Source organism: Mastigocoleus testarum BC008 (genome assembly GCF_001456025.1).
Lineage (GTDB): Bacteria > Cyanobacteriota > Cyanobacteriia > Cyanobacteriales > Nostocaceae > Mastigocoleus > Mastigocoleus testarum.
Map to the genome: position 1 here is coordinate 1 of NZ_LMTZ01000131.1, position 23,607 is coordinate 23,607.

The following is a 23,607-nucleotide window of genomic DNA, read 5'->3' on the forward strand; positions in this document are numbered from 1 at the left end:
CACTGCAATTAATTAATCCACAACACCTAAAAAATTGGTTTACAAATTGTTGTTACTGTACCTCATAAACCCCAAATATGCTGTATGATAGAAGAAAATGAAATAATAATTAAAATATTAACAGCTTCGCTCAATAAATTAAAAAAACAATAATTCACTCATAACCCATAATTCATTACTCATTACTGTGCAAACACATGTAGCTATAGCTACAGAAGCTACGGAACCGCCGGTACGCTAACGCTAGCTACGCGCCCCGCTATAGCTAGAGCCTGCGGCGACGGCAGATCCGCAGGTAACGTAGTTATAGCCTATAGCTGCGCTACCTACGGATCCGGAGCCGCTAACATTACTTATTACTCATTACTTATTACTCATTACTTGTTACTCATTACTTGTTACTTATTACTTATTCTCATTCTCATGTTTCCCATAATACCTGCTATCTTTTAACCTAGTTTCTGGACGTGCATACTTGGGAGTCAACATGGAACGCCTCGTGTCAGTACTGGGTTTATTTGTTTTTGTGGGTATATCTTATGGCTTGTCAGTTAATCGCCGCGCTATACGATGGCAACCAGTACTATGGGGAATAGCTTTACAATTAATTTTTGGAGTATTAATTCTTAAAACAGCATTAGGTTTTGCAGTATTCAAGTTTTTGGGGGATGTAGTCAGCCGCTTTTTAGATTTTTCTGATGTGGGAGCAAAGTTTGTCTTTGGCGATAATTTTGAAGAACATTTCATCGCTTTCAAAGTTTTACCAACTATAATATTTTTCTCTTCATTTATTACTGTTCTTTACCACTATGGGATTTTACAACGAATTGTGGGAGTAGTAGCAGTTGTAATGATGAAAACTATGAAAACATCTGGTTCGGAATCACTTTCTGCGGCTGCGAATATTTTTGTGGGACAAACGGAAGCACCACTACTAATTAAACCCTATGTTGAAAAGATGACTAAGTCAGAACTACATGCGATTATGACGGGGGGGTTTGCAACGATCGCGGGTGGTTTGATGGCTGCATATATTTCCTTTGGGGTACCAGCAGAACATTTAATTGCTGCTTCGGTGATGTCTGCACCAGCAGCTCTTGCAGTTTCTAAAATACTTTACCCAGAAACTGAAGAATCTCTAACAGCAGGTAAAGTAAAAATCAAAGTAGAAAGTACCTATGCAAATGCGATCGATGCTGCTGCAACTGGCGCTAGTGATGGAATGAAGTTAGCCTTAAATGTTGCGGCGATGTTGATTGCTTTTTTGGGTTTATTGGCTTTGGTAAACGGATTTTTAGGATGGATTGGTTCTCGCATCGGCGTACAAGAATTGTCGTTGGAGTGGATTTTTTCTTACATACTTGCACCGGTAGCTTGGCTGATGGGAGTTCCTTGGGCTGATAGTCCAGCAGTAGGGGTATTGTTGGGAAAGAAAACGATTTTGAATGAATTTGTTGCTTATTTAGATTTAAAAGCAATTATCGAGAATATCGACAAAATTAAAAGTGGTGAAACTGTATCTAAGTCTTTACCGGTAATATCTGAACGAGCCAAGCTAATTGCAATCTATGCACTATGCGGATTCTCAAATGTTGGTTCTATTGGGATTCAAATAGGCGGAATTGGCGCGATCGCACCGAGTCGTCAAGCGGATTTGGCGCAGATGGGAATTAGAGCCATGATTGGTGGAAGTATTGCTTGCTTTATGACAGCCTGTATTGCTGGAATATTATTGTAATACATGTGATAAAAAATGTGTTATTTTTTACAATCTTTTGAATTATAAGTTATAACTTTTGAAACATTTCTTGGGATAGTTGATATTTATTTGTTGCAAAGATGTTTGTTCTTTGCACAAGAATATCAATCATCTCAATCATCAAAATGGTTAAATCTCATCCATTTTAGAATTTTAAGTTTTGGAAGTTTAAGTGTTAAAAGCTTGAGTTTCATAAGCTGGAGTTTCCCTTGAATGCAAACTACGAGTTTAAAAATGGGTGAGGTTTGTTGGTGAGTAAAATGCCCAATTTATCAGATGAGGAGATTTCCGTGGGTTGTTTCTACCGTTTTTCCCCGAAAAAAAATTATTTACTGGCTTTTGGACTAGTAATTACAACAATAAACTCAATATTTTTAAATTCAGTATTCTTTTCTCCTTCCAGCTTCGCTCAAGATAGCGATCACAATTCAGAATTCTCTTTTCCTTCCAGCTTTGGTCGAGCAAGTGATCGCAATTCAGAGCAGATTTTGGGTCAGTCACAGTTTTCGTCTACCTTATTTTCTGACCTTGGGATAAATTTTTGGGCAAGTCCTTTTATTCAAGCTTTGGTGGAGAGGAATGTAATTACCGGCTTTCCTGATGGTACCTTCAGACCAAACCAACCAGTTAAACGTGCTGAATTTGCAACTATGTTGCAAAAAGCTTTTAATCAAAATCCCGTTAGACAGTTGAATCCGGGAGGATTTGCAGATGTTCCAACTAATTATTGGGCATCTTCAGCAATTAGGGAAGCCTATGAGACTGGATTTATGTCGGGTTATCCAGGAAATCTATTTCAACCAAATCAAGAAATTCTCAAGGTCCAAGCAATTGTTGCTTTAACCAACGGTTTGGGATTAATCCGTGAGGACGCCTCAAATGATATTTTAGCTACTTATTATAGTGATGCTTTTTCAATTCCAAACTATGCAACCAATAGTGTATTTGCGGCAACAAAAGCTAATATGGTTGTAAATTATCCTGATGTAGGCGTTCTTAATCCTGTAGGAATTTTAACTCGCGCCGAAACCGCAGCATTAATATATCAGGCTTTAGTTACACAGGGTCAGGTACAACCCTTAGCAAGTAATATACCTGCAGCCAGTTATGTAGTTGCTGCAACTCCTAATTCAAACTCCAATAATAAAGATATTCTATCTGTGGCTTCCTCTAGTAATTCTTTTACTACCTTAACCTCTCTACTAAAATCAACTGGTTTAGCAAATATTCTCCAAAAACCTGGTCCATACACAATTTTCGCTCCTACCAACGAAGCATTTGCAGCTTTACCACCAGATGTTGTAGAGCAATTGCGGCAGCCAAAAAATAAAGAAGTACTGATAAGTATCTTAAAATATCACGTCGTTCCTGGAGAACTTGCTGCAAATCAACTTTCAGGGGGAAAACTCCAAACCTTTGAAGGAGAAACTATCCAGATTCGAGTTGATTCCAACAGTAATCAAATTGCGGTCAATAACACGAGCGTTATCCAAGCAGATATTAAGGCTAATAACGGTGTCATTCATGCAGTCAATCAGGTATTGATTCCACCCGATTTGGGCGATCCTGAAAAACCAAAAACTGATACTGAAATTGGGACTGCAGAAAATAATCGAGACAATAACACAGATAGCGATAATGTGAAACCAGGTCGTGCGACTCGCGGAGGTTCAAGCTATATTGGCGTTGCAGCAAATTTTGGTCTGGAAGGTGATACGGAACTGGGCGAGACAAATTTTGCAGTAATTAGCAAAATCGGTTTAACAAAGTCTCTTTCAGTACGACCTGCAGCAGTAATTGGAGACGATACTGTATTTTTGGTTCCCCTGACCTTAGATTTTTCCGGACGTAAAACACCATCTATAGCTGGAAAATCTGTTGGTATTTCTCCTTATCTTGGCGCTGGTGTAGCGATTGAAGCTGGCGATGATACAGATGTTGGTTTATTGGTTACTGGTGGTGTAGATGTTCCATTAGGTTCTCGTTTTACCATTAATGGTAGTGCTAACGCTGCTTTTCTGGATGACGACACAGATGTCGGTTTAATGTTTGGCGTCGGTTATAACTTTTAGCTCACTACAAATAGCTGACAAAAAAATTGTTATTACTGTTGTGTAACTTTTTAAAACGACAACTCAATAAGACATCAAGGGGATCTATCCTCATTGAATGATATATTTTATTCGTAGGGGCGCACCGATGTGCGCCCAATCAAGGATCTGTACCCAATCAAGGATCTGTACCCAATCAAGGATCTGTACCCAATCAAGGATCTGTACCCAATCAAAGATCTGCACCCAATCAAGGATCTGTACCCAATCAAGGATCTGCACCCAATCAAAGATCTGCACCCAATCACCGATCAATACCCTACCGAGAATCTACATCCGAGCGAGAACCTGCTGCAGGTAGCCAATTAGCATCAGGTTGAACTTACCTATAAACGATAAGCTTTGATGTTATTAGGAAATTCTAAATAAAAAATATACCACTCATCAGGGCGCACCGATCTGCATCTTTAGTGCCGATGTACGCCCCTATGATAGTAATTAATCATACACGATTATAAAGTTAATTAATAACTTAAGTTGCTACACTCCTACCAGGCGGAGTAACCATATTGAAACAACTTATCCTGAAGTTACACAATCACAATCAATACTCGCGCCCTGGAAGTTGTAAAATTTTTGTTAAATCAACAAACATTTACAATCGGTAGTTATATCCGTAGGGTAGCCAGCATGACAGCAATAACTCCAAAGGTGACTTCCGCTCACCCCCCATTTTGTGAAGGTATTCAATATTTCGGGGAAGCATTTCCGGAATTTGAAAAGTATGGACAAACAAATGCGATCGCATCCGGAAAAACTTCAGTTAGCGACCCTCAAGACCCTACAGCAGTTTATCAAACCTTACTTGCTGCCGATGCTTTACGTTACCTAACACTACAAATTACTGGAAGTAAAGCTTCAGGACATCCGGGTGGTTTTGCTTCCCAAGCTGAGGCTTATGCTGCGCTGGTCATGCTGGGTTACAAGAATATTATCACCGAAGTGGGACACCACGCCCCAGGATTTTATAGTGCGATGTTCCTTGACCGTTCTTTAGAAGATATGGGAATTAGGACTGTTCAACAATTACGCGATCGCTTCCGAGAACGTCATGGATTGTTAGGACATCTTTCTGGTTTTATTCCTGGGATTTTGGCACCTGCAGGACCTTTGGGACAAGGTCAACATTTTGCAATGTCAGCTGCGTTTTTACACCGGGATAAACTATTCCCGTTTACCGTTGGTGATGGTGGGTTGGGTGAACCTTATGTCATGAGTTCCATTGCTCACTTCAATACTGCATACCCCGAAGTCACCAATTTCTTACCGGTATTAGTATGGAACGGTTACAGTCAGGAACACCACAGCATGGTTTCCCTTAAAACCAACGATGAGATGATTGCTTATTGGCTCGGTAATGGTTTTAAGAAAGTTGTTATAGTTGACGCAAAAGATTTTGACGATCAAGAACAACCGGGCGACTACGTTGACAGTACTGCTTTTTCCTTCACTGGACGCCTTGCTTTTACCAAAGCTGTACTTGTAGGTGTAAATGAAGCTGCACGTTCGGCGCTAAGCGGTAATTTAACGGTATTCATAATTAAACAACTCAAAGGTGCAGGGGTTCATGCAAAGGGTTCTAAGTCCCACAACCTATATCCTAAAGATACCTTAGACGCGCCTCACATGATTGAAGCTTTGAAAGCACGCGCTCTCAATCTTGAAGCCTGGGAAATCGTGCGGACAAACTGCGAGCGTGCGGGTGGTGGACCTGCAGGAAAGACAGTTGTAACCGAATCTGAATTAGAATTACCCAAATTAGGTCAGTTAACTTTAGAAGAATATCCTGTAGGTGGAGATGCTAAAATTTCCACTACAGCTATGGGAGAATTAGTCGCTCAAGTCGGAAAAACTGACAAAAATTTCGTTGTCAGTAACGCCGATGGTAACCAAGCATCCCAAATCGGTAACATCAACGCAGCCCTCAAAATTGTTCACCCGACCACCGACGATACCTACTATCAAGCACCCAATGGACAAGTTTACGAACCTTTGAGTGAAGATGCTTGTGCCGGGTTCGCTGCTGGTTTATGTTTGATGGGTGGACGTAGTTTGTGGTGTTCCTACGAATCTTTTGCCATTAATGGTTTACCAATTTGGCAGACTGTTACCCAAGCAATGGCGGAATTAAGACGTCCCACACCTTCAACTATTACTTTATTCACCGCAGGGGCATTAGAGCAAGGACGTAACGGTTGGACTCACCAGCGTCCGGAAATTGAAGCTTATTTTGCAGCGATGATGCGCAACGGTAATATTTTCCCTTTATTCCCCACAGATGCCAATAGCATCCAAACTTGTTATGAGTGGGCATTAAATACTAAAAATAAAGGAATTGTTATCACCGCAAGTAAATCACCCTTACCAATCCGCACTACTTTTGAACAGACTCGCCAAGGTTTGCACGATGGTGCAATAGTATTACAGGAAACTTCCGGAACCAAGAAAGTTGTCTTTGCTGTGGTTGGGGATATGATTCTCAAACCAGTTTATGAAGCTGCTAAAATCCTAGAAACAGAAGGAATTGGTGTCAAAATTGTTTCAGTAATTAACCCCCGTCGTTTGTACCTTCCCCACGAAACCGCTTGGGATACCTGTTCTCAACCCGATGGTATTTTCTTAGACAACATCAAATTCGCCCAAATCTTTGATGGTGATGCTTTAATTGGCGTTACCGGTGGTGCAGGCGCAATGTTAGAACCAATCATGCTCAGAAGTACCGCCCCTCGGACAACTGTTGCTTGGAAACGGGGAGAAACCACCTCAAGCGCTGGCGAACTCATGGCGTTTAATGGTATTACTGCTGAAACTTTAGTTAGAAAAGTCAAGCAGTTGGTGAAGTAAATTGGTGAATCAACGCGATCGTCTGACTGGTCGCACTACGTAATAAAGTTAGGACATTAGTAAATCTTGTTTGTCCTACGGAGACGCTAATGTCGTCAGATGCGCACAATTCGCTAATGACTTGCAGGTAGCGTTATAGCTATTTAATTAAGGATTTATTCAATAAATTTGATACCGCTCTTCAATCAAGAGAGCGGTTTTTTAAGCGGTGCTATATTATACTTTTAATATGCGCGGCACACTTTGTAGAGACATGTTAACCGCTCAAAAGGTAGCAGTTATGTCCCTTAGTTAGCAAAGCTTAGATAGTGTTACTGGGCTACGATCTGAAAATTAAGGCATTATGTCCTGCTAATACACTTTGCAATGAATGCGCCTGAAATTATTTTGGTTCGCAAGTTATAATTTTGACAAAATTATATGTGTCAGACTAAGTAAAATATTTTCTTGCGAACTAAATTAAAACAACTGACAGCGTTATGTGCTTTGCATAGAAATTACATTTGATTTTTTACTTCAAGTCTGCACCTTGAAATTGGAAAACTTCGGTCGGCTTATTAGCTGCACGGTATAACTCCTGAAACCAATTTGTTCTCAATGTTGTCTAAGAGAATGTTTAAAAAGTCGTCATATTATTTACCTAATATATCTTTGATTTCCTTAAATCCCCCGTTCGCGCAGTGGGTTGAGCGTATTAGGGTAATTTTGCCACCTTTTTAAGGGGTAGGGGGGATCTCAATAATGATTTTGGGTAATAAGCGATACTTTCCAGAAATCCTCTAATGAGTTCTAGGATACTTACTTTTTATCCCCAAAGTTCACATGTTGCTAATAATAATCAAACTGAATTCAAATATATACAGGAGTATTCTTTATTTTTATCAATAAGAGAAAGAAAATATGGTTATTCAAGTTTTAATGAGGTTTTTCTCCAAGCCATTGATACTGATATCCCAAATAAAGTTATGAATACACTTAAGTCTAAACCCAAAGCTCTTAATTCGATCTAATTACCTGTATTTTATATTACGAGTTAATAATTTTTCTCTTGCCAAGTATAAAATAAATAAATAGGCCGATACCAAGTATAAGACCTAAATTGAATCGAGATAAATTTGGTTAAGATATAATACGAACAAGTAAGTTACATAAGGATTTTATAGTCGTGCATAATGATTTACTGGGACTGGAAATAACTACACAAGATATCCAAAAACTAACGAATTTACCAATTAAACATAAACCAAAAATTATTATTAATTCAATCAAGAGATTGTTCCAATTATTAATGGAAAAAGTCAAGGGTCCAGAAGGTGCAACTATATTTTTTATGGCTCTAGCTGGAATAGTTAGTAGCTATGTTATTTTTACTTTGTTCATTTTTTCATTTATTTCCTGGTTACCATTTCCATCATGGTTATCCTTTATCGGATTCTGCTTTTTTTCAGTATTTGGAGTACAATTATTTTTAAATATATCCTCAAAAAATAATGCCAAAAAGCTACGCGAAAGTATGACTTATTCCTTAGAAAATCTTTTAAGAGATGTCGAAAGGTTTAACTCAGTAGTGAAAGCTATAGATATTAACGATCAAATTGAAGCTGCAGGTAATGATGGAGTTAGTATCGCTAATAGAAGTAAAGTAATTCAAACTTTGAGAATGACCAGAGACGATTTAGTCCGTGCATTAAAAACTGAAAGAATTATACGAGAAAATAAAGATTTTATTATTAATCAACCAGAACTATTTGCAAGTAATTTAGCAACTTTGACTGCAGTTGATTTTACAGAAGAAGCCACAGAACACGGAAGATTACTCAATGAAGCTTTACAAATTGCTCTTGACGTCCAGCATGAAATGAAAAATTTACAGAGCCAACAATAAAATAAATTCCAACTGCAGCGATTATTTTTTTACAACATATTCATATCTTAATTAAACAAAATACTTCCAGTCTATTTCTTAACCAACTTCTGTCTTAAATATTATTAGAAACTCTTCAGGCTTAATATTTGATATATTTAGATATAAATTACTGTTAAAAATTATTAATTTTTCACTTTTATCTCTTTGAAGAGTGATCCATGAATTGGAAAGAAATAGCTGGAAACTCGGTCCTGGTACCTCACAAACCTATTGGTGTAATTCATTTTTTGGGCGGTGCATTTGTGGCTACTGCGCCCCAAGTGACATATCGTTTGCTGTTGGAGTATTTAGCAGAAAAAGGCTTTTTGGTGGTTGCGACTCCATTTATCAACACTTTAGATCATAGAGCGATCGCTGAAAACGCTCTTCTCAACTTTGAACGCGCACTAGTCAGGTTAGAAGATAGGGGAATTATTAATGGCTACCTTCCCATATACGGTCTTGGACATAGCATGGGTTGTAAGCTTCATTTACTGATTGGTAGCATGCACCCCGTTGAACGCGCTGGGAATATTCTCATATCATTCAACAACTATGCTGCTAAAGAAGCTATTCCTTTACTCGAACAACTTAATTCCACTATAAATGTGGAGTTTACTCCTTCACCAAGCGAAACTAATTCTATTGTGCAAGAACATTATCGGATTCGTCGTAACCTGCTAATTAGGTTTAGTAATGATACTATCGATCAGTCCAACATTTTGACAAAAATTTTACAATCGAGGTTTGGAGAAATGGCAATCGCCAAAACTTTAACTGGAAACCACCTAACTCCCCTCGGTCAAGATATTAAATGGAACCCTGGTAAAGAGTTTAACCCTATAGATGCTGTTGGACAGTGGTTTAAGCAAGAAGTTTACCGCGATTTAAACCAGCTTAAACGCACTCTAGCTTTATGGTTAAGTCCCCTTTCTCCTCCATAAGGATTACATATTAATAACGGTAATGTATTACACTTTATTTTTATGCGACTAAGGGTTATTCTGTATCTTAATCATAAACTTCATAGGAAAATTAGTAGATAGATGTTAAGATATGGAACCTCTAAGCGTGCGAATAAACTTATTTAAACTCAAATACAAGTAAAAATACGGAGTCAAATCCGTCTTTACTCAAGACAATTTGAGTTAAATATGTGACAGTAAAAATAAAGATAACTAAAAATTTACAATTCCTTGGCGGCTCGGCGTATATGTTTCAAATTTTGGTGATAGATGACGATCGTGCAGTACAGATATTATTGAAACGGATGCTGGAAAGACAAGGTTATGAAGTAATAACTACCAGCAACGGGGAAGAAGGTATTGCAAAAGCTTTAGATTATCGCCCAGCTTTGATTATTTGTGATTGGGTGATGCCAGGATTAAATGGATTAGATGTTTGTCGTTATGTAAAAAAAGATTCTAATTTAACAACAACTTTTTTTATCCTACTCACATCTTTAGATTCCATTGCTGATCGAGTCAAAGGTTTGGATGCTGGTGCTGATGATTTTATTACTAAACCTGTAGAACAAAATGAATTACAAGCGCGGGTAAGAGCAGGTTTACGTCTGCATCAAATGAGTCACGAATTAAAAGCACAGAAACAACTTTTGGAAGACGAATTAGCGGAAGCAGCAGAGTATGTACGTTCTTTGCTTCCCAATCCTATGAGCAAACCTTTCAAAATTGATTTTCGCTTCATTCCTTCACAACAATTAGGTGGAGATTGTTTTGATTACTATTGGCTCGATCCAGATTATTTGGCTGTTTATTTGCTTGATACAGCAGGACATGGACTCAAAGCAACTCTCCCTTCAATTTCCGTACTAAATTTGTTACGCTCTCATGCTCTCAAAAGTCTTAATTACTATCAACCAAGTGAAGTGTTGAGAGCACTTAACGATACTTTTCAAATGAATTATAAAAATGACAAGTATTTTACGATCTGGTACGGAGTTTATAACCGAGTTAAAAGAGAACTAATGTACGCAAGTGCGGGTCATCCACCAGCAGTTTTATTATCCAAAAATTCAAAAAATAATCCAGAAGTCAAGTTATTAAAAACTCCTGGAATGCCAGTAGGAATGTTTCCTGAAGCTAAATATATGGATAATTTTTGTACTATTGAAGAGTCTAGCGCGTTATATATTTTCAGTGATGGTGTTTATGAAATCACTATGCCTAATGGTACTGTTTGGAGTTTAGATGCCTTTATTAGGATGCTAGCCGAGTCATCTAATTTTGCGGAGAACAAACTAGAAATAATTATTAACTATTTAAATCAGTTGAATCCCAAAGATGTATTTGATGATGACTTATCAATTCTTCAGATTCAGTTTGACTGATTACTCACAAACTGACAAAAATAGATCACCGAGCTATACAAATATACACAATTACATTTAATAAATCTAAAGATATTTTTATTATCTTGATTTTATCTTAAAATATACCAACATAATGACGATATATTGCTGCCCAGTTTTCTAGAACTTATTCCCAAACGATTAACTTAAAGCTCTGGAAAGGAGAGACTTATCAAATTCTTCGCGGTTAGTGAAAACCTCAAACACCTTATCCATACCAGTTAATTCAAATAAGATTCTAACTTGTTCATTAATCGAACAAATAACCAATTTTTTTTCGTATGCTCTAACTGTTTTAAATGCTAAAACTAAAGCACCTAAACCAGAGCTATCCATAAAACTTACATCTTTAAAATCTACTAAAAATATTTTGGCATCACTTTCCAATAAAGAAGAAACTTCATCACGAAATTCTGGAGATTTACTGGCGTCTAAGTTTCCTTTCGGTTGAATAACTTTGACTCTATCTATCATTTTCTTTAAATGGATTTTTAGTAAGTTTTACATTTATTGAATTTCTATGCCAATGATAATTTATTTTATAAAAAGGTGCCATATATATTTACGCAAATTAAAAGTCATATGTGATACTGGTATATATTAATGCTACTAGAAAAATTTATAACCATAAAACTTAATAACATTTTTTTGAATAAAATAGCAACTATCATAAGTAGTGAGCGATAAAACAAGTTAATTATCATTTCACAGTGAGTAAAATTAGTGTTTTTAAGCTTAATCGCTCATTGTTTAAAAATCATCATAAATATCATGCGATCTCTACGATCGCTAGGTAATCAGTATTTTTTGTGATTTACTTTTTCGATTTTTGACTCATACTTATTAGCGGTGCTTTTTTTCTATTTAATGACTATTCAATGCCTGTTTCATACGTTAATCTAATAAAGTTGCATATATTTATTGAATTCATAAGTAACCATCCAATAAAAAATTTATTTTGATTTCAGAATATTTTAGTTTTTCTACCGACAATAATTAAGTAAAAAAAATTACCACAATGTTGGAAGTGAGTAAATTAATTATTTGGTTTACTGTTCTGCGAAGGGGGTAACTTGTACGCACTTCAGTTATCGGTTAAAATACTGTGCGCGGGCACTTTTAACTTGTCACTATTTCAGCAATGGCTTGTGCAATTAAAGTTTATTTACCACAAGATTCCTATGAAGTTGCAATTTCATCAGGTTATCTTGACGTACTAGGTGAGAAAACATCAACTTTGGGGTTGGGTAAAAAGATTTTGTTAGTATCTAACCCAACCGTATTTGGGCACTATGGAGAGCGGGCAATAAATTCTCTTAAATCTGCTGATTTTGACGTTGCTAGTTGTATTTTGCCCGATGGGGAGCAGTATAAAAATTTAGAATCACTTCAGAAAATATATGATGCTGCTTTAGAAAATCGTATAGAACGCTCCTCAACAATGGTAGCTTTAGGGGGCGGTGTAATTGGTGATATGACTGGCTTCGCTGCTGCAACTTGGTTGCGAGGAATCAAGTTTGTACAAGTGCCCACTACACTATTAGCAATGGTAGATGCAGCGATTGGTGGTAAAACTGGTGTAAATCACCCCCAAGGGAAAAATCTAATTGGTGCTTTCCATCAGCCACAATTAGTACTCATAGACCCGCAAGTATTGGAAACTCTACCAGATCGAGAATTTAGTGCTGGGATGGCGGAAGTTATTAAATACGGCATAATTTGGGATCGAGAATTATTTGATCGCATGGAAGAGTGCGATCGCTTAGATCGAATATCTGCCATAACGCCGGATCTTATCGAATACATATTAAACCATTCCTGCCAATCTAAAGCTGATGTGGTCAGTAAGGATGAAAAAGAAGCTGGGTTGAGAGCAATTCTCAACTACGGACATACAATTGGTCATGCAGTAGAAAGCTTGACTGGTTATAGTGTTGTAAACCATGGGGAAGCTGTTGCAATTGGTATGGTTGCAGCAGGAAAAATAGCCGTAGAGTTGGGGATGTGGAATCCAGAGGAAGCACAAAGACAAGATAGGTTAATTGAAAAAGCAAATTTACCGACCAAATTACCCGCAGGAATTGATATTGAAGGAATTATTGCTGCTTTACAGACTGATAAGAAAGTCAAAGCAGGTAAAGTTAGATTTATTTTACCTACTAGTATTGGTAAGGTTGAAATTACAGATCGGGTTACATCAGAGGTTATTCGTCGGATTTTAGAGCAGATGTAAGTTTATATGTGGGTAACAAGGAACGCGGAAAATCGCGCGCGTTATATTTATCGTAAATTTTGGTCAACATGAAGATATATAAACATGAAGATAAGATGTTTTTTCTTTTAAGACACTGATAATAAGCGTTAATTGGATGGTCATATTGTATTATTTCTGGCGTGAGTTGAAATAAGCCCAAATAATAATGCATGTATTAAAAACTAAGTTGCTTCTTTATGTGCACTGTTGTTATCTGGTACATTACCTGTAGAAGCTAAACCTGCTTTGAAAGGACATGCAGTTTATCAGCGTGCAAAAAAGGAATTACCTAAAGATTTCTATGCTCTCTACAGAATTGTTGATAGGGTTGCTCGTGCTAATGGATATGAAAAAACTCCTTGGCGAATTGTAGTTATTCCACAATATGATATTAACGCGTTTGCTACTAACGTGAATTTAATTGCTATTTATGATGGCATATTAGATCAGTTAGGTGGTGATTCTTCTGCGTTAGCTTGCGTTGTCTCCCATGAAATGGGGCATCATATAAAGCGTCACGCAGCAGTTAGTCTTACAAAAAAGAAAGAGTTGGTGGCTCAAATTCAGGAAGAGACACAGAAAGAAGTACTGGGAGAAAAAAGAGCTGCATCACAGGAAGCCGCAGTAGAATCAGTTGGTGGAGAAGTAGGAAGACGCGCTATCGGTGGAACGTTGGGTAATGTTGTGGGTAATATTTTAGGTGGTGAAAGCCAGAGAAGACACAGAAAATCTGAAAAGCGTATACTTACATTTTGCACCAACAAAAATTGATGTATCTTAATCACTCAGTATTAATAGTAAAAGCTTAATTTAGCGATAAAAAGTAAACAAAATAATGTAGCTTTATTGTGCCATTTTTAAGCTTTCCGTGGTTTATACGGTTAGGTGCAAGATCTGAGTATAAAGAGAATAGTAGAGCAAAAGACACAAGAGTTAGAGCAACGGATAGCGAAACAAAGCCGAAAAAATGAATTTGAAGCTGACGAAGTTGGATATTTAGCTTCTGTGAGAGCAGGTTTTGAGCCAGAAGGATGTTTGCGAGTCATGGAAGTTTTAGGTCGTATTCCAGGAGCGGAGTTTGATACCGATCATCCTGCTGTACCAAAAAGAATCGAGGGAATTAAAGCATTAATGGTAAAGTATCCTCCCAAGGATTTGACTGCTGAAGGTAAAGCAAAATTGTCTAAAACTCAACCTTTGAGCTATGAATTATCCAGGGATAAAGTATCTTTGAAGGTTAATTCTATTCGTGGGGGTTCAGCAGGAGCTGATATAGATGAAATGTTCGGAGACTAATTTTTTGGTGATTTGTTATCTTTACCTTGTAAATCCCCAATCTTTAATTCACGATCGCCCAATCAAAAAACTATCTCGTAAATGAAAATCTGCTTGTTTTCCACAATGCTTCAAAGCCCAATAAGTTATTCTTCCATCTTTGTCTTTGATAACCGTTGTAACCGCAAGATCTAAATCTTGTTCTGCTGTAATGATTTGACCTAAATCTAATTCCAGTATTAATTGTAAAGAATCAGGTTGATGTTGAATATTAAAAGGAAGCAATTGTATTGCAGTTTCTTCTTCCATCCCTTGACGATAGTTGTCAAATTTATAGATGTTCCAATGTCCTGACGGGGAAAGATTAAATTCCCAGTACTGGGGAGAACCATTAATTCCCAAGAAAAATTCAAAACATGTTTCTTCCCAGAGTTCGTTTTTACGCTTTGGGATATCTGCAGCTTTGGGAATGTGGATATTGTTTAAGTCCCCTTGGAGCACAAAATCAATAGTCAGTATATTATTATTGCGGGCTACACTACCTGTAATTTGTAAATCTGGGGTTAAACTGTTTGGGAACGCTCGTAAAGAAAAATTTTCTTCTTTTATTTCTTCTTGATTTTGAATCATTCCATTTCTCCGATAATTGCACGAATATCTGTTTCCTGAGATTCGATACTCTCGGTTAACTTGAACTGCACTAAGGCTCTAGCAAGGTTATGTTCTGGATGTTTGACCTTGAAGTAAACATTACCTGCTAAATAGTCTGTGAAAAATCTCAGTCCTAACTCGAATGCAATGAGGCGAATTGCGTCGTATATATACTCGTAATCTTTTTCGGTGAGAAAATCCTTTGCAATTGAAAAGTATCCCTGCAAAATCGACTTACAAACAACAGTATCAAATACTACTGATTGCCACTCTGCCGTTTCTTCTCCCAAGGGATTGCATCCAGAGCGGAGACAGTCACCAATATCATAATGAACTAATCCGGGTTTGACAGTATCGAGGTCAATGACACCGATCGCTTGCCCAGTTGTAGTATTTATCATGACATTATTAACCTTAGGATCGCCGTGAATCGGACGCAAACACAGATGTCCTTGTTCTAAAGCATTTTCTAGAATATGTGCCCAACTTTGGCGATCGCGCACAAATTGTAGACAATATTCAACTTCAGGGGATTTTGGTGCAGGGTTTTGGTTTACGACAAGGTTATATTGTTGCAGATAACTGGGAGTAACATGAAAACCCGGAAGAGTATCGGCTAATTTTTCAGTGGGTAAATCATTAATAAGATTGTGAAACATTCCCAAAGCATAACCAACTTCGTAAGCGTGTTGATTATTTTTGATTGTGTCGAAGGTTGTACCTGCTTCTATAAAACTAATTGCTCGCCAAAACGATCCATCAGTATCGATTAAGTAATCTCGATTATCCTTTGTTAAAAATACCTGCGGTACTTCCCAACGACGATTAATGTTATTTGAATCACTTTGTAAACGTTGGCGAACGTGATTACTAAAAATACTCATGTTCTGCATTACCAATTGTGGTTGACGAAACACATTGGTATTGACCCGTTGCAAGATAAAATGCTTATCTTCCAAAGAATCTAAAGTGACAAGGTAAGTACCGTTGATGTTACCATGTCCAAACTCTCGGACATCGATAACTTTACCTTGGGGTTTAAATTGATTGGCAATTTTGATCGGGTTACTCAAAGTTGTATCTTGTTTATTAAGGTGTATTTTGCAAAACAGATGTTTCACAAAGAAATATTTGATTTTTTATAAATATATATCCCACCGCAGATAGAACCAATACAAACTTGCAACATTTGTTACCAGTTGTCAGTTTATGGCTAACGCCACGCCCTTACGGGCTACAGTTACCAGTTTATGGCTAACGCCACGCCCTTACGGGCTACAGTTACCAGTTATCAGTTATCCATTACTCATTACTCATTACTCATTACTTATTACTCATTACTTATTACTTGTTACTCATTACTCATTACTGTGCGCTGTCGCGCCCCGCTTGCGCTAACATTACTCATTACTCACTACCAATTACGAAAATTTGGGATTTTCCAAAAAACTATCCAAAAGTACTTTTTGTTCTAGTTGAGCATTAATATCTTTTGCAGCTGCTAATCCCGAATCCATAGCACCTCCAATTAAATTACCACCACACCAATCACCACAACAGACCAAAGGTAAAATAGTTTGTGCTGATAAACACTTTTCTGATAGAGGATGACGAGGAAAAGCATAACGCCAACGATGTACTTGCATCCATTCTGGGGTTTTCAGTGTTTCCAGCATTAACGACTCGCTCGCACTTTGCAACATTTTTTCTCCTACTGATTGTAATTCCTCTGTTTCTAAATGGATTTGTGCAAATTCAGAGCTACTTTGAACTACAAATACGGGTTGATGAGATTGATGACGTTTGCTACTATCAAAACCGATCCAAGCCAAGGCATTATTTTCGCTAAAGTTAAGTGCTTTCCATTCTGGTATTTTAGTATCAAATACTGAAGAGTAACCAGCCATCACGCTTATACAGGGGTGAAAATCAACCGAACGCAGTTGATCAAGGAAAGCTGAATTAATTACGCCATTTCCTAAAGATTCCAAAAGCGTTGTAGCTTGAGGTGCAGGAATTGCAACAACTAAAGCTTTTGCAGTTATTTCCTTATTTTCAGAATCATTATTAGATGGTGAAGTATTACTTGAAACACAACTAAGACGCCATATATTTTCAGGTGTTAGATCAATTTTAGTGACCCGTTGATTGAGCAAAATATCTAAATCTTGTGCCAGAAATTTTGCGATCGCACTCATTCCTGTAGGTGCAGTGTAACAGGGGGAGCCGGATTTTTTGATTGGTAAATGGGAATTGGCTGGAAGTTCGTAATAAGTATCAGTCCAAACTTCAACAATATTATGTTGAGATAGTAATTTCACAAAACCTTGGAGTAATTCTCCTTTGGGTTTGAGGTAACAAGCTCCGTGGTCTGCACGGGTATCATGTAGACGACGAGTTGCAACTCTTCCTCCCAAACCACGAGATTTTTCTACCACTACAACTGAATATCCGGCTTGAGTTAATTGTTGAGCGCATACTAAACCGGCTATTCCTGCACCAATGATTGCAATATCAGTCATTTACTCAATTAGCCATCCACAAAAACTTAAATAGGTAACCTTAAACTAGTATGGATGGAAAAGGGACAGAGAAAGTAAAAAATCTTATATCTCTAATCAACGCCTTCAATTGTTGAAATCAAAATTGTCAAGTACTTCTGGAGGAATTTCAATTGCAAATTCCGACATTAAATTCCCATTTTTATCCCTAGGGATGAGATATCCATCAATTAAAATTGCATCCTCAATTCCAATTCTTTTCATTCCTTGTGAGAGCAGATTATTACGAAATTTTTTTGCGACATCATCGCCTTGTTTTTCTGCAATCTTAAGTATTCGCGTAACTTCTTGTGCTTTTATTACTCTTCTGGTTTGACCTTTGAATTCTCCATTTTCAGGTTTAACAAAATAAACTTTGACTTTCTCAAATGTTGGTGAGAAGCCAACTCCCATCATTTCTACAAAATGATCTAAATCAACAAAAATTTCATTTGTTGGACGATGACAGTATGCGATCGCATTACCAACGAGCATTTCTACTTGCGCGCTTTCTACTGACAAAATTTCAATTTTGTTAAATTCTTGTGACATAGTTTCCATCCTATAAAGTTACAGTTCTCGAACAGAATCGCCCGCGTAGTCCTCTATTTAGTTGGAGTGGATTCAAATCAAAATAAACGTGGTTTGTATGCTGTTGTTTGTAACAAATGTATTTGTTGTTACTCTTATTATTTCAGTTCACATACTCATACATGCTAAATAAAACGATAAATGTCAAGATAAGATTTTTATTATTATGATTGATGCGCTGGTCTGGATCTGTATCAAAGATAGACAGGTTTTATGTACGAGAACGCACGGTAAAGATGTTTTTTATATGCCAGGAGGAAAACGAGAAGATGGTGAGTCAGACTGGGATGGATTATTTCGAGAAATTCAAGAAGAAGTAACGTTCCCACACTATAATCTTTGATTATAGTGTGGGCTTTTGGCATCTAGAAAAGACTGCCAAAACTTCCTTCGCGGTACTATTAGTAGTAGTTTTGTCTACTACAACCTTCCCGCTACGGCGTTTTATAGTTGGGAACACGTTCAGCCCAACTCGCTTTATGTTGCATCCTGCGGATATGTCGCGGTCAATCCATAAAGCATACTCTTCGTCCCAGTACTTTCTGATAGAGCAATCAGTAAACACAAACTCATCTTTGTAGGGAAGGAGTTGTGATGTGTACGCGGGATTCACGGGGATAACTTTGCATCCAGCTTTCTCGGCTATGTGTTGCAAAGTTTTAAAAAACTCTCCAAATGCTGCATCTTGCCAAGACTTATTTAACCCAGACTTGGTAGATTGCCCATTTGGTAAATATTTACCAGAATTATCTTGTTTAGCTTTATTGCGCTTAGATAACCCTTTTAGATTTAGCTTTTCATGGAAGAATACTTTTTTACCAGTCCTCAATAAAGCGTGACTTGTTTTACAGGCGTGATCTTTGCGGCTGCGCGCCACGCGTTGATGAATACGGGCTTCTCTCTTCGCCAGCTTACGGCGTGATTTACTACCTTTACGTCTCTTTGACTTCTTCTCAGATACCTTGGCTAATTTGGACTGTTTCTTACGGAATGACTTTAAAGATGGTAATTTCTCGCCTTCTGATGTAGCTAGATAGTCATCTTCATGGAGTACCGCATCCATACCTAAACTGTTATCCCAATCAGGAATGATTTTGTTATCGGCAGGGCTGGGGATACTTTTATCTTCAACACATAAAGTTATGTACCAACTATCAGCCTTCTTGGTCAGTAAAGCACTTTTTACTTTAAACCCATTTGGTAACGGTCGATGACATCTTAATTTCAGCCAACCCTTAAATCTTGGCAGTGTTACAAATAACCAGTCCTTCTCAGTATGGACAATTTTAGGGATCTGAACGCCAGTAAAACCTAAAGTTCGATATCTAGCAGCACTTTTAAATCTCGGCTTTCCGGAATGGTTCCCGCTTGAATCACCCTTAATGAAACGCTGAAAAGCCAAATCTGCACGTTTAGTCACATCTTGCAATGTATTAGCTGGGAGCAAAGAAAAATCCAAAAGCTCTCCGGAATGTCTGACTTTTTGTAAATCTTTCTTCAGCCCTGGGAGCAATCCTTGCTGTGAATAGCGGGTTGGATTATTTCTTAAATCACTCGTGTGACAAATTAATCGACAAGAATTAATCGCACTTCTATTCTTCTCCCACCAGTCAAAACGATCTCCTAATTGCCAGTTATACCAATACCGGGCGACTCTCAACCAATTATTCAATAATGACTTCTGACTAGTTTCTGGGTACGCCCGATACTGGTAATTTAACAACATAGTGGTATCTCTATTGCTTTTACCGCGCCTTGCGAACGACCTAAATAAGTTTTAGCATTAACGGGTATCCATTGGCAACCCGTCATGACAAAGAAAAGGTTGAGCCTCAGAATGTCTGAGAAAAGATTAAATAAGTTACGGGCTTACGCGGCGAAGAGAGATAAGACTATTACATCTTTGCTCGAAGACTGGATCGACTTACTCCCCCAAGAAGAGATAGACAAAAACCCATCAGTTAAGAACTGATTTCGTCGGAGGATGCACCATTTTTGTCCCGGCATTCCTCCACACACCTAATTGACTACAATTTAGGTGTCGGACTCCTGCTCGGTTAAAGTTGAAGAGATTACCTGGTTCAATTATAAAGATCTCAAAAAATGTACTGCAGCTGCAAGGAAAGTTATTGAATATTTACGCGATCGCAATTTAATCAAATGAAGAAAAAGAAAAATAAGAAAGTAAAAATAAAAGGTGACAAGAAAGGATATTGTAATATTTGTGGTCACTATTCTAAGCTCACACGGGATCATATTCCTCCACAAGGTTGTATTAAACCAAAACCTGTGGAATTAAAAACACTAACGCAGCACCTCTCAGATCCAAATGCAAAGCCAACAGTTTCTCAAAGTGGACTTAACTTACTCTCTATTTGTGGAAACTGTAATAATAATTTGCTTGGTACTGAATATGATCCTGAGTTGATTGAGTTGTCTCATAAAGTTGCTAGTCTTGTAAGATCTCAGCAAGAGCAAGGACTATATTTACCAGAAAAAATAGATTTAACTGTAAAGCCTCAAAGATTAATTAGGGCAGTGGTTGGTCATATTTTAGCAGGGAAGTTACCAATCCCAGGAAAACCGCCTATATCAGAACCTTTTCCAGATGCTTTAAGAAATTATTTTGTAAACGAGTCTAGTAACATACCAGATAAGCTTGAAGTCTACTACTGGATATACCCTTCTAATAAACAGATTGTTATTAATTCACTCGGTATAGGATCCTGTATAGGACAAGGATTTATTTCTGGTAGTTGCTTGCTTAAGTTTTTCCCATTGGCTTTTTGGCTAGTTTGGGACAAACCAACTTCATTCCCCATCAATGGGATTGGAATACCCAAAGACAAGTTTAAAGATTTGGATCAAACCTGCGAAATAGTTCTTGAATTGCGAAATATACCATCTCTTAAGTATCCAGAAGTTCCTGGTGATGACAGATATATTATGTATAAGGATGAGTTAAGCTTTTTAGCACAACCCAAGAAACCAAAAGGCTTTAAATTGTGTAAAAATTAGTAAAGCAATACTCTTAACACGAATAATGTCATAACTATTACAATATAATAAGTAAAGCTTTTACCAAATTACACTTAGTGAGTAGGCATTATACTCACTAAATCCATCATCTGAGAACTCATTTATTGCGACATAAAATAAGTAGGAAATATGATCGCACCAAAAATTAAAGCACTTCCAAACGACTGTAGAGAGGTGATATATCGCCTCTCTAGAATATTTCGGTATTAAAAAATTTCGCAACAAAAATTATTTACTACCTAAGCCGGTACTACAAACTCTTCACTACCAGAAAGCCCAAAGGCTTCATGGATAACCTGTAAAGCTTGGACACCTTCATCTTCTGCAACTACACAACTAATCTTGATTTCAGAAGTGGAAATCATTTGAATATTAATATTGTTCCGCGCCAATGATTCAAACATCTTTGCAGCAATACCGGGTTGTCCCAACATTCCCGCACCCACAACACTAACTTTAGCGATCGCTCGATCTAAAACTACTTCACCCCAACCATACTCATCCGCAACAGCTTTGAGCATGTTCAGCGCAGCTTCAGCATCTGTACGACAAACCGTAAAAGCTACGTCCCGTTTAGGAACACCATTAATCACATGACAGCGTTGGGACTGAATAATCATATCTACACTGATATTATTTTCTGCTAACAAGCCAAAAATCTTCTTAGCCATTCCCGGACGATCTGTTACGTGACGAATCGCCAACCGCGCTTGTTTTGCATCTAAAGCTACACCTCGTACGGGGGGATAGGAATTTGGAGTTGTGGGAATATTCTGGGAACGCGGAGAAGTGGATATTTCAAAAGTATTGCAAAGTGCGCTAACAGCTTTGTCGCAGTCTTCTTCATCTACAACGCAACTTACCTTAACCTCAGAGGTAGATATCATCTGAACATTTACCCCAGCTTCTGCAAGGGTTGCAAACATTTTTGCTGCGACCCCCGGACGTCCAATCATTCCAGCCCCAACAATGCTGACTTTAGCAATGTTTTGTTTTACCATCACCTCTGCTTCTCCCATTCCCGAGTTTTCATCAGTTCCCTGACTATCGGGTTGGCTCGAACGCAATACAGGTGCGATCGCTTCTGCAACGGCTTCTGCTTTCTTGAGGATTGGCGTCATTACAGTGAAGGCAATATCATTTGAATTACCTTCATGAATTGATTGAATAATTAAATCGACATCAACATCCTGACGAGCAATTTCTCCAAATAAACGGGCTGCAACTCCTGGTTTATCAGGTACTCGCAGTAGGGAAACCTTCGCTTGATTGGTATCAAATTCTACAGTATCAACTGGACGGGCAATTTCTAGATTAACTAGAGAACGATCTTCCTGTTTTGGTGCAGAGATATAAGTACCGGGATCGTTTGTCCAACTCGACCTGACCACTAAAGGAACGCCATAATTACGAGCAATTTCCACCGCCCTTGGATGTAGCACCTTTGCCCCCAAACTAGCAAGCTCTAGCATTTCGTTACAGGTAATTTCATCCATAAGTTGGGCTTGGGGTACCAGTCGAGGATCGGTAGTTAAAATTCCCGGGACGTCAGTATAAATTTCACATCGATTTGCCTGTAATGCTGCAGCTAATGCTACTGCGGATGTGTCAGAACCACCTCGTCCCAAAGTTGTGATTTCCAAATTTTCACTGTTAGAAATTCCCTGAAAACCGGCAACGACTACAACCTTACCTTCATTTATATGTTTCTCGATTCGTTGTGTAGCAATATTCAATATTCGGGCACGCGTATGCGCAGCTTCCGTCATAATTCCGACTTGAGCCCCAGTCAGTGAAATTGCTGGCTGCCCTAACTCTTGCAACGCCATAGTCACCAAAGCAATAGATACTTGCTCTCCAGTGGAAAGCAACATATCCATTTCTCGGTGGCTGGGATTTTCGGTAATTTCCCGCGCTAACTTTACCAGTCCATCAGTGGTTTTACCCATTGCCGAAACTACGACAATCAAAGAGTTTCCAGTCTTAACTCTTTCGCGAACGCGCTGTGCTACAACCTGAATACGTTCCACAGAGCCAACGGAAGTGCCACCGTACTTTTGAACTATGAGCGCCATAATTTTTGAAAAATGAGAATGAATTGTGACTGCGTTCCCAACGCCATCAGCAAGTAAACAATTCTTTAAAGAATTGCAAAGTTACTCTGTTTCAATAAGTTATCAGAATCCAGTAACAGTCAAAAGTTTACTTTACATTTTGTTGATTCTTTCTTAACCATGGTAACTAATTTATTATTAAAGTATCAAGT

Annotated in this window: 19 protein-coding genes; 12 read left to right on the forward strand and 7 right to left on the reverse strand. The window is 38.0% G+C overall.

Annotation, left to right across the window (positions count from 1 at the left end; all coding sequences use genetic code 11):
* Positions 1-487: 487 nt before the first annotated feature.
* The 6 genes from BC008_RS34655 (at position 488) to BC008_RS34690 (ending at position 10,970) form a co-directional block, all read left to right on the forward strand.
* Positions 488-1,738, forward strand: coding sequence for a NupC/NupG family nucleoside CNT transporter (locus tag BC008_RS34655; RefSeq protein ID WP_027844444.1), 1,251 nt, complete (start codon positions 488-490; stop codon positions 1,736-1,738).
* A gap of 281 nt (positions 1,739-2,019) precedes the next feature.
* Entirely contained in the window at positions 2,020-3,831 is a 1,812-nt protein-coding gene (locus BC008_RS34660) for a fasciclin domain-containing protein (RefSeq protein ID WP_058184292.1), read from the forward strand.
* A 669-nt stretch (positions 3,832-4,500) separates the two neighbouring features.
* Complete coding sequence (locus tag BC008_RS34670) at positions 4,501-6,714, forward strand: phosphoketolase family protein (RefSeq protein WP_027844441.1); 2,214 nt, start codon at positions 4,501-4,503, stop codon at positions 6,712-6,714.
* Between the two features lie 1,165 nt (positions 6,715-7,879).
* Positions 7,880-8,599, forward strand: a complete 720-nt coding sequence (locus BC008_RS34680) for a hypothetical protein (RefSeq protein WP_027844440.1) — start codon at positions 7,880-7,882, stop codon at positions 8,597-8,599.
* A 200-nt stretch (positions 8,600-8,799) separates the two neighbouring features.
* Positions 8,800-9,564, forward strand: a complete 765-nt coding sequence (locus BC008_RS34685; protein ID WP_027844439.1) for a DUF1350 family protein — start codon at positions 8,800-8,802, stop codon at positions 9,562-9,564.
* Between the two features lie 269 nt (positions 9,565-9,833).
* Positions 9,834-10,970 (forward strand): PP2C family protein-serine/threonine phosphatase, encoded by a 1,137-nt coding sequence (locus BC008_RS34690; protein ID WP_027844438.1) that lies wholly within the window; start codon positions 9,834-9,836, stop codon positions 10,968-10,970.
* 162 nt (positions 10,971-11,132) lie between these two features.
* Here BC008_RS34690 and BC008_RS34695 read toward each other — a convergent pair whose 3' ends face one another.
* Entirely contained in the window at positions 11,133-11,465 is a 333-nt protein-coding gene (locus BC008_RS34695; RefSeq protein WP_027844437.1) for an STAS domain-containing protein, read from the reverse strand.
* 667 nt (positions 11,466-12,132) lie between these two features.
* Between BC008_RS34695 and aroB the strand changes: the two genes are divergently transcribed.
* From aroB to BC008_RS34710, 3 genes are all read left to right on the forward strand, one after another.
* Positions 12,133-13,224 carry a 3-dehydroquinate synthase gene (gene aroB / locus BC008_RS34700; RefSeq protein WP_027844436.1) on the forward strand — a complete coding sequence of 364 codons (1,092 nt, stop codon included), beginning with the start codon at positions 12,133-12,135 and terminating at the stop codon, positions 13,222-13,224.
* Positions 13,225-13,452: 228 nt separating this feature from the next.
* A complete protein-coding gene (locus BC008_RS34705; protein ID WP_058184293.1) occupies positions 13,453-14,016 on the forward strand; it encodes a M48 family metalloprotease in 564 nt (187 codons plus the stop codon).
* 114 nt (positions 14,017-14,130) lie between these two features.
* A complete protein-coding gene (locus BC008_RS34710; protein WP_058184294.1) occupies positions 14,131-14,541 on the forward strand; it encodes a M48 family metalloprotease in 411 nt (136 codons plus the stop codon).
* A 48-nt stretch (positions 14,542-14,589) separates the two neighbouring features.
* On the opposite strand, the gene BC008_RS34715 is transcribed toward BC008_RS34710, so the two are convergent.
* The 4 genes from BC008_RS34715 to BC008_RS34730 all read right to left on the reverse strand — a co-directional run bounded on the left by BC008_RS34715 (position 14,590) and on the right by BC008_RS34730 (position 18,263).
* On the reverse strand, positions 14,590-15,129 hold the full coding sequence (locus tag BC008_RS34715) for a DOMON-like domain-containing protein (protein WP_027844435.1): 540 nt from the start codon (positions 15,127-15,129) through the stop codon (positions 14,590-14,592).
* Between the two features lie 17 nt (positions 15,130-15,146).
* The gene (locus BC008_RS34720) at positions 15,147-16,244 is read right to left on the reverse strand and encodes a phosphotransferase enzyme family protein (RefSeq protein ID WP_027844434.1); all 1,098 of its coding nucleotides are present in this window, start codon (positions 16,242-16,244) and stop codon (positions 15,147-15,149) included.
* A gap of 348 nt (positions 16,245-16,592) precedes the next feature.
* The gene (locus BC008_RS34725; RefSeq protein WP_027843083.1) at positions 16,593-17,693 is read right to left on the reverse strand and encodes an NAD(P)/FAD-dependent oxidoreductase; all 1,101 of its coding nucleotides are present in this window, start codon (positions 17,691-17,693) and stop codon (positions 16,593-16,595) included.
* A gap of 105 nt (positions 17,694-17,798) precedes the next feature.
* A complete protein-coding gene (locus tag BC008_RS34730) occupies positions 17,799-18,263 on the reverse strand; it encodes a hypothetical protein (protein WP_153009710.1) in 465 nt (154 codons plus the stop codon).
* A gap of 205 nt (positions 18,264-18,468) precedes the next feature.
* Between BC008_RS34730 and BC008_RS48845 the strand changes: the two genes are divergently transcribed.
* Complete coding sequence (locus tag BC008_RS48845; RefSeq protein ID WP_153009711.1) at positions 18,469-18,645, forward strand: NUDIX domain-containing protein; 177 nt, start codon at positions 18,469-18,471, stop codon at positions 18,643-18,645.
* On the opposite strand, the gene BC008_RS34735 is transcribed toward BC008_RS48845, so the two are convergent.
* Positions 18,646-20,028, reverse strand: coding sequence for an RNA-guided endonuclease InsQ/TnpB family protein (locus BC008_RS34735; RefSeq protein ID WP_027843085.1), 1,383 nt, complete (start codon positions 20,026-20,028; stop codon positions 18,646-18,648).
* A gap of 84 nt (positions 20,029-20,112) precedes the next feature.
* Between BC008_RS34735 and BC008_RS50840 the strand changes: the two genes are divergently transcribed.
* Together BC008_RS50840 and BC008_RS34740 are read left to right on the forward strand one after the other, a co-directional pair.
* On the forward strand, positions 20,113-20,274 hold the full coding sequence (locus tag BC008_RS50840) for a hypothetical protein (protein ID WP_201026205.1): 162 nt from the start codon (positions 20,113-20,115) through the stop codon (positions 20,272-20,274).
* 188 nt (positions 20,275-20,462) lie between these two features.
* A complete protein-coding gene (locus tag BC008_RS34740; RefSeq protein ID WP_027843086.1) occupies positions 20,463-21,320 on the forward strand; it encodes a hypothetical protein in 858 nt (285 codons plus the stop codon).
* Positions 21,321-21,580: 260 nt separating this feature from the next.
* Here the strand turns inward: BC008_RS34740 and BC008_RS34745 are convergent, their stop codons facing one another.
* Positions 21,581-23,416 carry an aspartate kinase gene (locus BC008_RS34745; RefSeq protein ID WP_027843087.1) on the reverse strand — a complete coding sequence of 612 codons (1,836 nt, stop codon included), beginning with the start codon at positions 23,414-23,416 and terminating at the stop codon, positions 21,581-21,583.
* Positions 23,417-23,607 lie beyond the last annotated feature (191 nt).

Bases quoted from the DNA above. Each gene is read 5' to 3' on its own strand.
- BC008_RS34655 (WP_027844444.1), top strand. From the start codon at position 488: ATGGAACGCCTCGTGTCAGTACTGGGTTTATTTGTTTTTGTGGGTATA.
- BC008_RS34660 (WP_058184292.1), top strand. From the start codon at position 2,020: ATGCCCAATTTATCAGATGAGGAGATTTCCGTGGGTTGTTTCTACCGT.
- BC008_RS34670 (WP_027844441.1), top strand. From the start codon at position 4,501: ATGACAGCAATAACTCCAAAGGTGACTTCCGCTCACCCCCCATTTTGT.
- BC008_RS34685 (WP_027844439.1), top strand. From the start codon at position 8,800: ATGAATTGGAAAGAAATAGCTGGAAACTCGGTCCTGGTACCTCACAAA.
- BC008_RS34690 (WP_027844438.1), top strand. From the start codon at position 9,834: ATGTTTCAAATTTTGGTGATAGATGACGATCGTGCAGTACAGATATTA.
- BC008_RS34695 (WP_027844437.1), bottom strand. From the start codon at position 11,465: ATGATAGATAGAGTCAAAGTTATTCAACCGAAAGGAAACTTAGACGCC.
- aroB (WP_027844436.1), top strand. From the start codon at position 12,133: ATGGCTTGTGCAATTAAAGTTTATTTACCACAAGATTCCTATGAAGTT.
- BC008_RS34725 (WP_027843083.1), bottom strand. From the start codon at position 17,693: ATGACTGATATTGCAATCATTGGTGCAGGAATAGCCGGTTTAGTATGC.
- BC008_RS34730 (WP_153009710.1), bottom strand. From the start codon at position 18,263: ATGTCACAAGAATTTAACAAAATTGAAATTTTGTCAGTAGAAAGCGCG.
- BC008_RS48845 (WP_153009711.1), top strand. From the start codon at position 18,469: ATGATTGATGCGCTGGTCTGGATCTGTATCAAAGATAGACAGGTTTTA.
- BC008_RS34735 (WP_027843085.1), bottom strand. From the start codon at position 20,028: ATGTTGTTAAATTACCAGTATCGGGCGTACCCAGAAACTAGTCAGAAG.
- BC008_RS50840 (WP_201026205.1), top strand. From the start codon at position 20,113: ATGACAAAGAAAAGGTTGAGCCTCAGAATGTCTGAGAAAAGATTAAAT.
- BC008_RS34740 (WP_027843086.1), top strand. From the start codon at position 20,463: ATGAAGAAAAAGAAAAATAAGAAAGTAAAAATAAAAGGTGACAAGAAA.
- BC008_RS34745 (WP_027843087.1), bottom strand. From the start codon at position 23,416: ATGGCGCTCATAGTTCAAAAGTACGGTGGCACTTCCGTTGGCTCTGTG.